This window comes from Burkholderia sp. AU27893, assembly GCF_002223205.1.
Classification (GTDB): domain Bacteria; phylum Pseudomonadota; class Gammaproteobacteria; order Burkholderiales; family Burkholderiaceae; genus Burkholderia.
In genome coordinates, this window is record NZ_NKFD01000004.1 from 637,016 (window position 1) to 650,519 (window position 13,504).

Genomic DNA, 13,504 nt, shown 5'->3' on the forward strand with positions numbered 1-13,504 from the left:
CGTTGTGGTCGTTGTGTGCGCCGCGCTCAGCCGGCGCGCATGCCCGTGATCCGGATTTCGCTCGTTTCGAGATCCAGCGAGCTTTGCACCATGAATTCGAGCGGATACGGATCCATGTGAATCAGGCCGCGCACTTCGAAGGCGAGCACATTGTGATGTTCGCCCGCGGAATCGGCATCGGCGTGGGTACGGGGCGCGACCACCAGCGAATTCGGAATCAGGCGCGGCTCGAAATCGCCGATGGCCCGGCTGATCATCTTTTCGACGTCGTTCCACTGACGCGAGGCGATAAACGTGCCGGCGAGCGGCGGTACGCCGAAATTCACGGTCGACGCAGCCGCTCGCGGATGGCGATCGCGATCGATCCGGTCTTCGATACTCGTCGTGTTGAGCAGATAGGCGAGATCGCGCTGCACGATGTCGCGCATCTGTTTGCGCGTGACCGTGTATTCCTCCGGGGCCTCGGTCTGCCGATGCGGTGCATCGTCGCGCAGGCGATCGAGCAGCGTCGGCAGCAGATGCGAGCTGGCGCGTCGCGGCGTCCGTGTGGTCGGCGCGTTGGCACCCGACTGCGGTTTCCGGCGCTCAGTCATGGGCTTGATCCGCGTCGATCGCGGCAGGCGCAGCGCGCGAGCCGAACTCGGCGTGAGCCAGCTCGAACAGGCTGAAGTCGCCCAGGTCCGTTGTCCAGGTTTTCTGTCCGAGCGCGACGACACCCGTGCGGCCGAGGTCGCGCCAGAAGGTTTCGCGTCCGAGGCGCACGGCGTCGCTGCCGGTTTCCGAACCGGGATAACGGGCCGGCATGAAGCCGTGGACGAGGCTGCCGTCGACGAGGGTGAGGGTGCAGGGCGCCCAGATCAGATCGACCGGTTGCGCCGGCTGCGACACGCGCCATGCCGCCAGGTCGGCGAACGGCACCCAGCGATAGTGTCCGGCCGTGATGACTTCACAGACCGGGCCGAAACGGGTGTCGCTGTCCGCGATCCATGCGGCATGGCCCTGCGCTGCTGCGACGAGCGGAACGTCCGACGCAGCCTGGAAGGCCGCATCGCGGAGGGTGTCGGCCTGTTCGACCTGCCCGTCGGCCGCGTGGCGGATCGCGTCCAGCAGCGCATCGATCCAGGGCGGTGAGGCAAGGACGAAACCCGGGTGTTCCCGGCCCGCGACCACCTTTGCCCGCCACCGTTCGGCACGGATCAGGTCGCGATACATCTGCGCGGTTCGGGCCTGACTCGGCTCGAGCTTTGCCCAGACCTGCAGTTGCTGGATCGCGCGTGACCACTCGCCGACGATGCACAGCAGCTGGAACAGCGCCCAGCGATGGGGGGCGGTCGTCGGTTGCGAGCGGATGCGTGCTTCGATGCGAGCGATCTGGTCGACGAGCGGGAGGTCGTCCGCGCGCTGCGCGGAGGGTGTATCGGTGGGGGTGAGCCTGGTCATGGTTGATCCTTGCGCAAGGGCGCGGTCAGCGGACTGTCCACGGACAGCGCATGGTGCTCGCGCCGGGTAAGCGGCGGAGGCGGTACGGGGGCGCGGCGCGCGGACGCGGTGTGAAATTCGGGCGGCGCAAACAGTTGCAGGATCTCCGGAACCGATTCGCCGTCGGTCACCGGTTCCATGTGCCCGTCCAGATGACCGAAGGCATCCTCGATCGTGCGATTGCCGGACAGCAGCGTCTCGATCGAATCCGGGTGCCCGGCGTCTTCGTCGGCATGCGCGTCGTGCGGGTGATCCGGCGTGATCGCGTGCTGGAGCGAGTCGTCTACCGACGGGGCCCATGCTGACGCGATCGGCGCGCCTGGGTCCGTCAGCGCGCGCCAGTACTGCGCATGAAGCGTATCGATCAGTGCGTCGGTGTGATCGGCGTCGACGCGCGTCGTGTCCGCTGCGGTATGCGGATAGGCTGCAGCACCGTCACGGGTGCCGATCCCGAGGAGGCCGAGCAAGTCGTCATCGATGCGAGCGGGACCGAGAGCGTTGTGCAGCGGCGATGTGTCGGCAACGGGCTGCGAGCGTGCGATCGTCGGTGCGGGCACGGCGAGCGACGTGTCCGACCGACGAGGCCAGGGCAGACGAAGGAGGCGCATGAACAGGGTCGATAGCGAAAGATCCGGAAATGAAACGCGAGTATCGATGAATCTTTCATCTCAAAAAAGCGCTCGAACAATAAATGTGGGGAGATGAGTTTGGAAATGGATTGTCAAAAATTGCAACGGTTAAATTGAAATCTCATTTCAATCAAAAAGATAGGGTTGTTTGTTTGCATTGGTGGTCATGGTATGCCTGTATTTATCTCGAAATAACAATGGCTTGCGTGTGGGTGCTTGATGAGGTGTTCGCGGCTTTTGTGCGGGGTGTCGGGCGTGTTTGCGCGAATTTCGACGTGAAGAAATATAAGAATTGTCCTAATTATTTATTCGATAAAGATGCTGAAATTAATGCGTTGACGTAATTGTTGTTTCGTGTCGATAATGCGGCTCCTGATTCGAGTGGCCGTCTTTTTCGAACCGGAGAGAGAAGTGTGTATCGAGCGTTTGATGTCTCGTCTGGCATGGAATCAATAGAGGATTCCTTATTGTGCTGACGGATTCGTTCGCGACACGCTAACAATCAAAACAAGACCACCATGAACATTTCACGCCAGACCTTGTTCGGTAAGCTCGGGGTCGAGCTTTACCGGGGAATCGAGTCGGCAACGAGTTTCTGCAAACTGCGTGGGAACCCGTTCGTCGAGCTCGTCCATTGGCTGCACCAGCTGCTCCAGCAGCCGGACGGCGACCTGCAGCGGATCGTGCGCCATGCGGAGATCGATCGCGACGCGCTCGAGCGTGATCTTGCGCGGGCGCTGGCTGCGTTGCCGGCCGGCGCGAGTTCGATCAGCGATTTTTCGTGGCATATCGAAGCGGCCATCGAGCGCGGCTGGGTGCTGGCAACGCTCGGTCATGGTGACCGCCGCGTGCGCGGTGCGTGGCTGATTGCGGCGCTTGTCTCCACTCCCGAGCTGCGGCGCGTGCTCCTCGCGATCTCCCCGGGGTTCGGCAAGATTCCGGTCGAAGGTCTGGGCGACGTGCTTCCGGCCTGGATCGACGGGTCACCGGAAGCCGCCGACGGGCCGTACGATCACAGTGAACTCGCGCCGGCGCTGCCGGGTGAGACCTCCGGTGCGCTTTCGGTCGCGTCGAAGGGCAACTCCCTCGAGCAGTATTGCCTGGACCTCACCGCGCGGGCCCGCGCCGGCGAAATCGATCCCGTCATCGGTCGCGAGCTTGAAATTCGTACCATGATCGACGTGCTGCTGCGTCGGCGACAGAACAATCCGCTGGTCACCGGCGAGGCCGGGGTCGGCAAGACGGCCGTGGTGGAGGGGCTGGCGCGTGCGATCGCATCGGGCAACGTGCCGCCGAATCTTGCGGACGTACGGTTGCTGAGCCTCGATGTCGGCGCGTTGCTGGCCGGAGCGAGCATGAAGGGGGAATTCGAGGCTCGCCTGAAGGGCGTGCTCGAGGCTGCGGCACGATCGGCGGCCCCCGTCATCCTGTTCGTCGACGAGATCCATACGCTGATCGGCGCGGGCGGGCAGGCCGGCACCGGCGACGCGGCCAACCTCCTGAAGCCAGCCCTTGCGCGCGGCACGATCCGTACGATCGGTGCGACGACCTGGGCCGAATACAAGCGGCATATCGAGAAGGATCCGGCGCTGACCCGGCGCTTCCAGGTATTGCAGGTCGCGGAGCCGTCCGAGGCGGCCGCGACCGACATGGTGCGCGGGCTCGTGCCGACGTTCTCGTCGCATCACGGCGTCGTCGTACGGGACGAAGCGATCCGTGCGGCAGTGACGCTGTCGCATCGCTATATTCCGTCCCGTCAGTTGCCCGACAAGGCGATCAGCCTGCTCGACACTGCGTGTGCGCGCGTCGCGCTGTCGCAGCACGCGACCCCTCGCGAACTCGACGACGTGCGCCAACGCCTGGCGGCCGCGCGTGCCGAAGAAAAGCTGCTGGTGCAGGAGGCCCGTATCGGTCTCGACGCGGACAAGGCGTTGAATCGCGTGCGTACGCGCATCGACGTGCTGGCGACGGAGGAAGCGGTGATCGCGGATCGCTGGCGCGAACAGGTGTCGGCCGCTCAGGCGATGCTCGCCGGACGGGAAGCCGCGATCGCGAACGCAGAAGATTCGCCGGTATCGGTCGACCGGCTGCGCGAACTCGAACGAACGCTGGCCGCGCTGCAGGGCGACGTGCCGCTCGTTTTCCCCGAGGTTGACGAATCCATCGTCGCCGAAATCGTCTCGGACTGGACGGGCATTCCGGTCGGCCGCATGGTCACCGACGAGATCGCCGCCGTTCGCCGCTTGCCGGAAACGCTGGGCACCCGCGTGATCGGGCAGCGCGACGCGCTGCACCTCATCGGCGAGCGCGTGCAGACCGCGCGCTCGGGCCTGACCGACCCGAAGAAGCCGCTGGGCGTGTTCCTGCTGGCCGGCCCGTCCGGTGTCGGCAAGACCGAAACCGCGCTGGCGCTTGCCGAAGCGCTGTACGGGGGCGAACAAAACCTGATCACGATCAACATGAGCGAGTATCAGGAAGCGCACACCGTGTCGGGCCTGAAAGGCGCGCCGCCCGGTTATGTCGGCTACGGCGAGGGCGGTGTGCTGACCGAAGCGGTGCGCCGTCGCCCCTACGCGGTCGTGCTGCTCGACGAGATCGAGAAGGCGCATCGCGACGTGCACGAAATGTTCTTCCAGGTGTTCGACAAGGGATACATGGAAGACGGCGACGGCCGTCATATCGATTTCCGTAATACCACCATCCTGCTGACGAGCAACGTCGGCGCCGACCTGAGCGCGAGCCTTTGCGCGGATCCGGCACTGTCACCCGATCTCGACGGCCTGCGGGCCGCGCTTGCCCCCGAATTGCTGAAGGCATTTCCGGCGGCGTTCATGGGGCGCGTGACGGTCGTGCCGTATCTGCCGCTTGCCGACGACGCGCTTGCCAGCATCGTTCGCCTGCATCTGGATCGCGTCGTGAAACGCATGGCGGACGGCCACGACATCGCGCTTGTCTACGACGACACGGTCGTGAACTACATCGTCGGCCGTTGCCTGGTTCAGGAAACCGGCGCGCGCGTGCTCATCGGCTTCATCGAACAACACGTGCTGCCGCGCCTTTCCGCGCTCTGGCTCGACGCGTTCGCATCACGCGCGCCGCTCACACACATTGCGATCGGCGTGACCGATGCCTCCGCACCGCCAGCCCAGGCGCTGACGTTCGAGGCGACCCCTTCTCATCTTGTCGGGCCGTGCCGTTGAGCTCGACATCCGTCAACCACTGTCAGGAGACTGTTCATGTCCGCTAGCAGTTCGCAGAAGTTCATCGCGCGCAATCGTGCGCCGCGCGTGCAGATCGAATACGACGTCGAAGTGTATGGCTCGGAGAAGAAAATCGAGCTTCCGTTCGTGATGGGCGTGCTCGCCGACCTGTCCGGCAAGCACCCGGTCGAACCGCTGCCCGCGGTGTCGGATCGCCAGTTCCTGGAAATCGACATCGACAACTTCGACGAGCGCATGAAGGCGATCCGTCCGCGCGTTGCGTTCGCCGTGCCGAATACGCTGACGGGCGAGGGCCAGATGATGGTCGACATGACCTTCGAAAGCATGGAGGACTTCTCGCCGGCCGCGATCGCCGACAAGGTCGAGCCGCTGCGCCGTCTGCTTCAGGCGCGTACGCAACTCGCGAACCTGCAGACGTACATGGACGGCAAGTCGGGGGCGGAGGCGCTCGTCACCCAGTTGCTGCAGGATCCGGCCCTGCTGAAGTCGCTGGCCGCGGCACCGCGGCCCGAGCGGCACGAAGCAGGCGCGGCCGATTCGGGCGACGCGAGCTGACCGACCAACCGATCGAGGATGACCATCATGGCAAAACAACAAGCACAGGCCGTCGAGGCTCAGGCGACCACCCAGTCCGACTTTACGCAGTTGCTCGAGCGGGAGTTCCGGCCGAAGACGGACCAGGCCCGCGCGGCGGTCGAACATGCGGTGCAGACGCTCGCGGAGCAGGCGCTCACGCAATCGATCACGATCAGCGACGATGCCTACAAGAGCATCGCGGCCATCATCGCGCAGATCGATCACAAGCTTTCCGAGCAGATCAACCTGATCCTGCATCACGACGACTACCAGGCGCTCGAATCCGCGTGGCGCGGCCTGAACCACCTCGTGTCGAACACCGAGACGGACGAACACCTGAAGATCCGCGTGATGGACGTCTCGAAAGCCGAGCTGCATCGCTCGATGCGTCGCTACAAGGGACTGGCATGGGACCAGAGCCCGCTCTTCAAGCAGATCTACGAGCAGGAATACGGCCAGCTCGGCGGCGAGCCGTACGGCTGCATCGTGGCCGACTACTACTTCGACCATACGCCGCCGGACGTCGACCTGCTGGGCTCGATCGCGAAGGTGGCGGCGGCGTCGCACACGCCGTTCGTGACCGGTGCGGCTCCGTCGGTGCTGCAGATGGAGTCCTGGCAGGAACTGGCCAACCCGCGCGACCTGACGAAGATCTTCACGCAGAACCTCGAATACACCGCGTGGAATTCGCTGCGCAATACCGAGGATGCGCGCTACGTCGGGCTCGCGATGCCGCGCTTCCTGGCGCGCCTGCCGTATGGCGCGAAGACCAATCCGGTCGACCAGTTCGATTTCGAGGAAGACACCAACGGCTCGAACCACAGCCGCTACGGCTGGGCCAACGCGGCCTACGCGATGGGCGTCAACATCAACCGCTCGTTCAAGCAGTACGGCTGGTGCTCGCTGATCCGCGGCGTCGAATCCGGCGGCACGGTCGAGAACCTGCCGTGCCACACGTTCCCGACGGACGACGGCGGGATCGACATGAAGTGCCCGACCGAGATCGCGATCTCGGATCGTCGCGAGGCCGAGCTGTCGAAGAACGGCTTCATCCCGCTCGTGCATCGCAAGAACACCGATCACGCGACCTTCATCGGCGCCCAGTCGCTGCAGAAGCCGGCCGAGTATCACGATCCCGACGCAACGGCCAACGCGAACCTGTCGGCGCGCCTGCCGTATCTGTTCGCGTGCTCGCGCTTCGCGCATTACCTGAAGTGCATCGTGCGCGACAAGATCGGCGCGTTCAAGGAGCGCGAGGACATGCAGCGCTGGCTCAACGAATGGATCATGCATTACGTCGACGCCGACCCGGCGAACTCGTCGCAGGACACGAAGGCGCGCCGGCCGCTCGCGGCGGCGGAAGTGCTCGTCGAGGACGTGGAAGGCAATCCCGGCTATTACCAGGCGAAGTTCTTCCTGCGCCCGCACTTCCAGCTCGAAGGGCTGACCGTTTCGCTGCGGCTCGTGACGAAGCTGCCGTCGATCAAGGAAGCCGCTTGACCACCCGGTAGGTTCCGCAGGGCCGGCCATCGGCTTGCTTTGGCGATCGACGCCCGGCCAGTTTCAAATCGTTAAATAAAAGGAGTACTACACATGGCGCAGGATATTTTTCTGAAGATCGACGGCATCAACGGCGAATCGCTCGACGACAAGCACAAGGACGAAATCGAGATCCTGAACTGGGAATGGGATATCCAGCAGGAATCCTCGATGCACTCGGGCAGCGGCGGCGGTGCCGGGAAGGCAACGGTCAAGGATCTCACGTTCGAACACAACATCGACCGTGCGAGCCCGAACCTGATGAAGTACGCGCTGACGGGCAAGCACATCGACCAGGCCGTGCTGGTGATGCGCAAGGCCGGCGGCAACCCGCTCGAGTACCTGAAGCTCACGATGAGCGACGTGATCGTCACGCGCGTGAAGCCGTCCGGCAGCAAGGCCGGTGAAGAGAAGAGCCGCGAGACGGTGTCGCTGTCGTTTTCGAAGGTCAAGCAGGAGTACGTCGTGCAGAACGCACAGGGCGGCAGCGGCGGTGCCGTCACGGCGAGCTTCGACATTAAGGGCAACAAGGAAGCGTAAGTGCGAAGCGCCGCGCGTGACCGAGCATTCGTGCTCGCCGCGCGCGGCGCGTTTCGCGCTTCATCGAGGTGAATTCTGCATGCGTTCGATTCTGACTGCCGCGTCGCTCGCCGGTGTCGTGCTGCTCTCGGCCTGCGCGAGCGGTGAACCGAAGCCGAAGGAGCCGGTTCGGCTCGAACTGGCCGTCAAGGCGGCATCCGACGTCAATCCGGACGATCGCGGGCGCGCAGCGCCGATCGTGGTGCGCATCTACGAGCTGAAGAACGACAACGCATTCGAGGCGGCGGATTTCTTCACGCTGGAGAAACAGGAGAAGACGGTGCTAGCCGACGACGTCGTCAAGCGCGACGAGTTCCAGTTGCGGCCCGGCGAGCAACGGAAAGTCGTCCGGCGACCCGATCCGGAAACGACCGCCATCGGTGTGATTGCGGCCTACCGCGACTTGCCGAACGCGGTGTGGCGGTCCGTCTACACGATGCCGACCGCACCCGACAAGGCGTGGTACCGCTTTACACCGAAGCTGAAACTGACTGTCGATCTCGAGGCCAAGGCCGTCAGGATCGACGAAGCGAAGAAGAAATGAAACACGTCGCGCAACACAACGGACGATACGTATGAGCTGGTATGCCAAGGTCGCCTGGCAGGAAGGGTTGTTCTTCAGACCGCAACTGTTCCAGCAACAGGAACGCTACTTCGAGAAGTACGCCCACATGCGTGCGGCGCCGCTGTCGCCGTTTTTCTTCGGCTTCGCGCATTACGGGCTCGATCTGGAGTCGCTCGCGCTCGGGAAGGTGATTGTCAAGTCGGCCGCCGGCGTGTTCGCCGACGGCACGCCGTTCGATGCGCCGGGCAATACGCCGCTGCCGCCGCCGTTGACGATCCGTCCCGAACACCTCGACCAGGTGATCTATCTGGCGGTGCCGGTGCGCTTGCCGAACTGCGAGGAAACGACGTTCGCCAACACGGCGGATTCGATGGCGCGCTATCAGGTGTTCGATACCGAGCTGCGCGATTCGAATTCAGTCGGGCTGGCGCCCGAATCCGTGCAGTTGTCGAACCTGCGGCTGCGCCTTGTGCCCGAGAAGGAGCTGGGCGACGCGTGGATCGGCCTTGCGCTGACGTGTGTGAAGACCATTCGCGCGGACGGCAGCATCGAACTGGACGACACGATCGTGCCGCCCGTGTCCGGCTACGGGGTGAGCAATCTGCTGACGAGCTGGGTCACGAAAATCCACGATCTCGCCCACCTGCGCGCGAATGCGTTGTCGCAACGGCTGGCGGGTACCGATGACACCACCGCGAGTGCGGCGACGGTCACGGATTATCTGTTGTTGCAGATCCTGAATCGATACGAGCCGTTGCTGCAGCACATGCTGCGCGTGCCGACCACGTCGCCTGCCGATGTGTACACGTTGCTGATCGCGATGGCGGGCGAGTTGTCGACCCATCTGCGTACAGACACGCGTCGCCCGCTCGATACACATCCGCCTTATCAGCATACGACGCCGCATCTCTGTCTGAAGCCGGTGGTCGACGACACGCATCGGCTGCTCAACGCCGTACTGGTGCGAAGCGCGCAGAGCATCGTGCTCGAGGATCAGGGGCATGGCATGCGCAACGCGGTGGTTGATCCAGTGGATATGCAGGGCTTTGCATCGCTGGTGCTGGCCGTGCATGCGGCGATGCCGCCCGATGCGCTGCGTCAGCAGTTTCTCGCGCAGGCGAAGGCGGGGCCGTCGGAGAAACTGCCGAGCCTGGTGCGCAGTCATTTGCCGGGTATCGGCATGCAACTCCTGCCGGTGCCGCCGCGGCAGATTCCGTTCAACGCCGGATATATCTATTACGAGTTGATGCAGGGCGGGGCGCTGTGGGAGGAGGTGGTGCGGCATGGCGGTGTTGCGCTGCACGTCGCGGGGGAGTTTCCGTCTCTCAAGCTCGAATTGTGGGGCGTACGCGCATAAGCGCGACTTAAGTGAGGATATATGTTCAAGAAGGCTGCGGTAACGATCACCTATTTGATTTTCCTGGCGATATTGTCGGGTTGCTTTCGCGTAAATGGTTGGAAGTAAGGTAGGACATCCGTCACATCTCGAATACATGAAAGACGATCAGTGATCCGATCGATTCAACGGAGATACCGGAATGGCTTTGCTTGATGTACCACGGACGTTGTCGGTTTCCGGCGCTGCGCTGCCGATGTACGGCGGACAGTCGATCCTCACTCCGATGAAGCTGACCGGCGGCGAAATCATCGGAGAATTGTTCGAGTACACGATCGAACTGAAAACGCCGGATTCGCTCGGGTTTTCGCAGAGCATCGCTGCGAACGTCAATCTTGATGCGCTGATTGGCACGGAAGTGACCGTATCGATCCAGCTCGAGGGAAAAGGGCGTTTCATTCCGGGTCTAGCCGGTGCCGCCGGAATGGCGAACGTCGGTGCTGGCATGCGCGAGATCACTGGTGTTGTCAGCCACGCGACGATCGTGCGTGAAGACGGACGGTCGATTGTCTATGAGCTCACGCTCCGACCGTGGCTGTGGCATGCGACCAAGAATTGCGATTGCCGCATCTTTCAGGATATGTCCGTCGTAGAGATCACCGATGCGGTGCTCTCGGTATACCCGTTTCCGGTCGAAAAACGAATCACGACTCCGCGGCCGAACAAGGTATGGCCGAAACGGGATATTCAACGCCAGCACCTCGAAAGCGATTGGACGTTCCTGCAGCGCCTGTGGGAAGAATGGGGTATTTATTATTTCTTCGAGCATGACGAAGGTAAGCATCGGCTCGTGCTTTGCGACTCGATGGGGGCTCTCAAACCGCTGAGTGATGCTTACGCCGCGCTGCGCTATGAACCGCCGACCAGTCGTCGGATCGACGAGGAACACATTCACGAGTTATCGGTTTCGCATGCGTTGACCACAGGCGCAGTGACGAGTGTCGACTACGACTACACGTTGCCGCGCGCGAACCTCAAAGTGATGCGCGAAGACCCGCGCGACACCGGGCTCGCCCATCAGGAGCAGTACTCGTGGGGGGATTACGCGCAGCCTCAAGCTGGCGCGGTCGGCCTCTCAGGCGACCACAACGAGCCGCGCACGGAGGCGGAGTATCTGACGCTGGTGCAGATGCAGGCGTGGCGCTGCCAAGGCTTGAGGGCTCGCGGCAAAGGCAACCTACGCGGCATGGTCGCAGGTCAGACGTTCGTGTTGTCGCACTATCCGCAGGGCGCGGCCAACCGCGAGTACGCCGTCATTGGCAGCATGCTGGTGATCGAGGATATCGGCGAAGCGTCAGGTTCCGGGCAGCGTTACCGCTGCGAAGCGGATTTCACGCTGCAGCCGACCAACGAGCCATTCCGGCTGTTGCGTACGATCGCGAAGCCGCGGATGAACGGCGTCGAGTATGCCGTTGTGACGTGCCCCGAGAATCAGGAAATCTGGACCGATGCCTATGGCCGGGTGAAGCTGCAGTTTCTATGGGATCGGCTGGGAAATAACGACGAGCGTTCAAGTTGCTGGGTGCGCGTGGCGGGTGCGTGGCGCGGCGACCAGTTCGGTGGAATCTTTCTGCCGCGCCGAGGGCATGAGGTCGAAGTCGCTTTCGTCAACGGCGATCCGGATTTGCCGATCATCGTGGGTAGTGCGACCAACGCTTTCAACATGCCGCCGTTTGCGTTGCCGGAGAACCAGGCGCTGGCGGGCTATCGCAGCAGGGAAATCGGTGATCGTCGCGCGAACACGCTCGCCTTCGACGATACGAACGGGAAGATTCAGGCGCATCTGTCGAGCGACGAAGGTAGTTCGCAGTTGAATCTGGGCTATATCACGCGTATTGCGGGTAACGCCGGGCGGCAGGACGAGCGTGGTCGTGGCTTCGAATTGGTCACGAGTCTGTGGGGCGTAGTGCGGTCGGCGATGGGAATGCTGATTACCACGCAGGGGCGGTCAGGGTCGGGCGGTCAAGTGAAGAGCATGTCCGAGACACTGTCCCAGCTCGACGACGCCCATAGGCTTCACGCTTTCATGAGCAAGGCGGCCCAGGAGGCGGAAGCGCAGGACGCCGACGGACACCAGTCCGATCTGGCCGAAACGATCCTCAGACAGAACGAACAGATTCGCGGCAAGACAAGCGATGCGAATCCGTTTGCTGAATTGGCTGAACCGCATCTCGTGATTGCCGGCAAGGCGGGTGTTGAACTCGTGACGCCTGCGACGGCTCACGTGGCTGCGCAGCAGGTTGCGGTAACCAGCGACGGGCATGTCGGGATCGCGAGCGGTAGCAGTTTCTTCGCGAGCATTCGCGACACCATCCGCTTTGTTTCTCAGAAGGGGATCGTGAAATTCGTTTCGGCGGCAGGCGACATCGTGCTGCACGCTTTGACGCAGTCGATCGTTGCCCGGGCGCAGAAACAGATCCTTCTCGAAGCCGATGAGATCGTTTTGCGCGGAAAGCGAAAAATTCGCTTCGAAGTCAACGGTAGCTTCACGAATATGGATGTGTCGGGGATCGTGCATGGCACGTCGGGGAAATTTCTTGCGCATGCATCGTTTCATCAGCTTCCGGGGCCATTGAATCAAGCCGTCGATCTCTCTCCTAAAAAGATTTGTATCGAATGCCTGATGAAAGCGGCGCGGAGTGGAACTGCACTTGTATTGAGATGAATCGGAGATCTCGAACGTGAAATTTGCCGCTGATGTGTCGCATCTCTTGTGCTCAGTTAGTACATCCCTCGCGTTGGAGGGGGTGATTTTCATTGACGTGGCTATGGGCGACGAATGAATGCGAATTGGTTGACTGGATCCGTTGTGGTGTTGCTTGTGCTTCTCGCAGGATGTACCGGTTTGCGCGCAGATGGCGCATCTACGGTCGAGATGCCGAAGAGGGTCGAACTGAACAGCGGTGATTCGCGCTCGATGAATTACACGCCCTGGTACATCCACACGTTTTCGATTTGGGGACCGAAGGGGTCGAGGATCGGTGGTGGAGGTGGGAATATGCGAGCAATTGATAAGGATGGCAAGCCAGGTCAAGCCGGGGGAACCTGCTGTACGAGCTATCCGAGGGAATGGCGGGCGGATTTGAAGGTGACGGTGCGATGGCTGGTCGATAAAAAGAACGAGAATACATCTGGTTGGTACAAGGCTGATAACGTTCCAATTGAGCCGTATATCACTGGCCAGACAGCGGGGGTATGGGCGATTTTCTTGCCCGGGGACCGCGTGAAGATCGTCATTGGTAATCCGAATGCGCGTGATCTAGCTCGCGATGCTGGACCTCCTTCAGCCAGCGATCCTTACGTAGTGCAGGGTGCTGCGGATGAGGAATGGAACTACGAGTATCCGAAGGGTGTGAAGCGAGGGTTGCAGTAATGAACATGAAATGGCCGGAGCCGATGTCAGAGAGCCGACGTTTGACGAATCGCGAGTCGGACAATGCTTGGGGGACGGAGTGTTGCAGCACGGCCGATCCACGAGTGTCGTGCGAGCAGATGCTGCATATCTCGCGGTTCTTTTGTG

12 protein-coding genes are annotated in these 13,504 nt (G+C 62.2%); 9 read left to right on the top strand and 3 right to left on the bottom strand.

All coding sequences use genetic code 11. The features are described 5' to 3' along the window. Window positions 1-26: 26 nt before the first annotated feature. Genes tssE through CFB47_RS22800 form a run of 3 tightly spaced genes read right to left on the bottom strand, consistent with a single transcriptional unit; the run spans window position 27 to window position 2,087 of the window. A complete protein-coding gene (tssE, locus tag CFB47_RS22790; protein ID WP_089462361.1) occupies window positions 27-593 on the bottom strand; it encodes a type VI secretion system baseplate subunit TssE in 567 nt (188 codons plus the stop codon). After that, the gene (locus CFB47_RS22795) at window positions 586-1,440 is read right to left on the bottom strand and encodes a type VI secretion system accessory protein TagJ (protein ID WP_089462362.1); all 855 of its coding nucleotides are present in this window, start codon (window positions 1,438-1,440) and stop codon (window positions 586-588) included. The genes tssE and CFB47_RS22795 overlap by 8 nt, the downstream gene beginning before the upstream one ends. After that, window positions 1,437-2,087, bottom strand: coding sequence for a TagK domain-containing protein (locus tag CFB47_RS22800; protein WP_089462363.1), 651 nt, complete (start codon window positions 2,085-2,087; stop codon window positions 1,437-1,439). Before CFB47_RS22800 ends, CFB47_RS22795 begins: the two co-directional genes overlap by 4 nt. 83 nt (window positions 2,088-2,170) lie before the next feature. Here CFB47_RS22800 and CFB47_RS40615 point away from each other — a divergent pair, with 83 nt between their 5' ends. The 9 genes from CFB47_RS40615 to CFB47_RS22840 all read left to right on the top strand — a co-directional run bounded on the left by CFB47_RS40615 (window position 2,171) and on the right by CFB47_RS22840 (window position 13,357). After that, window positions 2,171-2,452: a hypothetical protein gene (locus CFB47_RS40615; RefSeq protein ID WP_143330853.1), complete on the top strand. Its 282-nt coding sequence runs from the start codon at window positions 2,171-2,173 to the stop codon at window positions 2,450-2,452. A gap of 174 nt (window positions 2,453-2,626) precedes the next feature. Further along, window positions 2,627-5,308, top strand: a complete 2,682-nt coding sequence (tssH, locus tag CFB47_RS22805) for a type VI secretion system ATPase TssH (RefSeq protein ID WP_089462364.1) — start codon at window positions 2,627-2,629, stop codon at window positions 5,306-5,308. 36 nt (window positions 5,309-5,344) lie between these two features. After that, window positions 5,345-5,884, top strand: a complete 540-nt coding sequence (tssB, locus tag CFB47_RS22810) for a type VI secretion system contractile sheath small subunit (protein ID WP_089442058.1) — start codon at window positions 5,345-5,347, stop codon at window positions 5,882-5,884. A 27-nt stretch (window positions 5,885-5,911) separates the two neighbouring features. Next, the gene (tssC, locus tag CFB47_RS22815) at window positions 5,912-7,405 is read left to right on the top strand and encodes a type VI secretion system contractile sheath large subunit (protein WP_089442059.1); all 1,494 of its coding nucleotides are present in this window, start codon (window positions 5,912-5,914) and stop codon (window positions 7,403-7,405) included. A gap of 93 nt (window positions 7,406-7,498) precedes the next feature. Then, entirely contained in the window at window positions 7,499-7,984 is a 486-nt protein-coding gene (locus tag CFB47_RS22820; RefSeq protein WP_089442060.1) for an Hcp family type VI secretion system effector, read from the top strand. A 79-nt stretch (window positions 7,985-8,063) separates the two neighbouring features. Further along, window positions 8,064-8,567 carry a type VI secretion system lipoprotein TssJ gene (gene tssJ / locus CFB47_RS22825; protein WP_089462365.1) on the top strand — a complete coding sequence of 168 codons (504 nt, stop codon included), beginning with the start codon at window positions 8,064-8,066 and terminating at the stop codon, window positions 8,565-8,567. A gap of 31 nt (window positions 8,568-8,598) precedes the next feature. Continuing rightward, window positions 8,599-9,945, top strand: coding sequence for a type VI secretion system baseplate subunit TssK (tssK, locus tag CFB47_RS22830; RefSeq protein WP_089442062.1), 1,347 nt, complete (start codon window positions 8,599-8,601; stop codon window positions 9,943-9,945). Between the two features lie 181 nt (window positions 9,946-10,126). Next, window positions 10,127-12,649, top strand: a complete 2,523-nt coding sequence (locus tag CFB47_RS22835) for a type VI secretion system Vgr family protein (RefSeq protein ID WP_089462366.1) — start codon at window positions 10,127-10,129, stop codon at window positions 12,647-12,649. Window positions 12,650-12,901: 252 nt separating this feature from the next. Continuing rightward, window positions 12,902-13,357 carry a DUF3304 domain-containing protein gene (locus CFB47_RS22840; RefSeq protein ID WP_256946794.1) on the top strand — a complete coding sequence of 152 codons (456 nt, stop codon included), beginning with the start codon at window positions 12,902-12,904 and terminating at the stop codon, window positions 13,355-13,357. Window positions 13,358-13,504 lie beyond the last annotated feature (147 nt).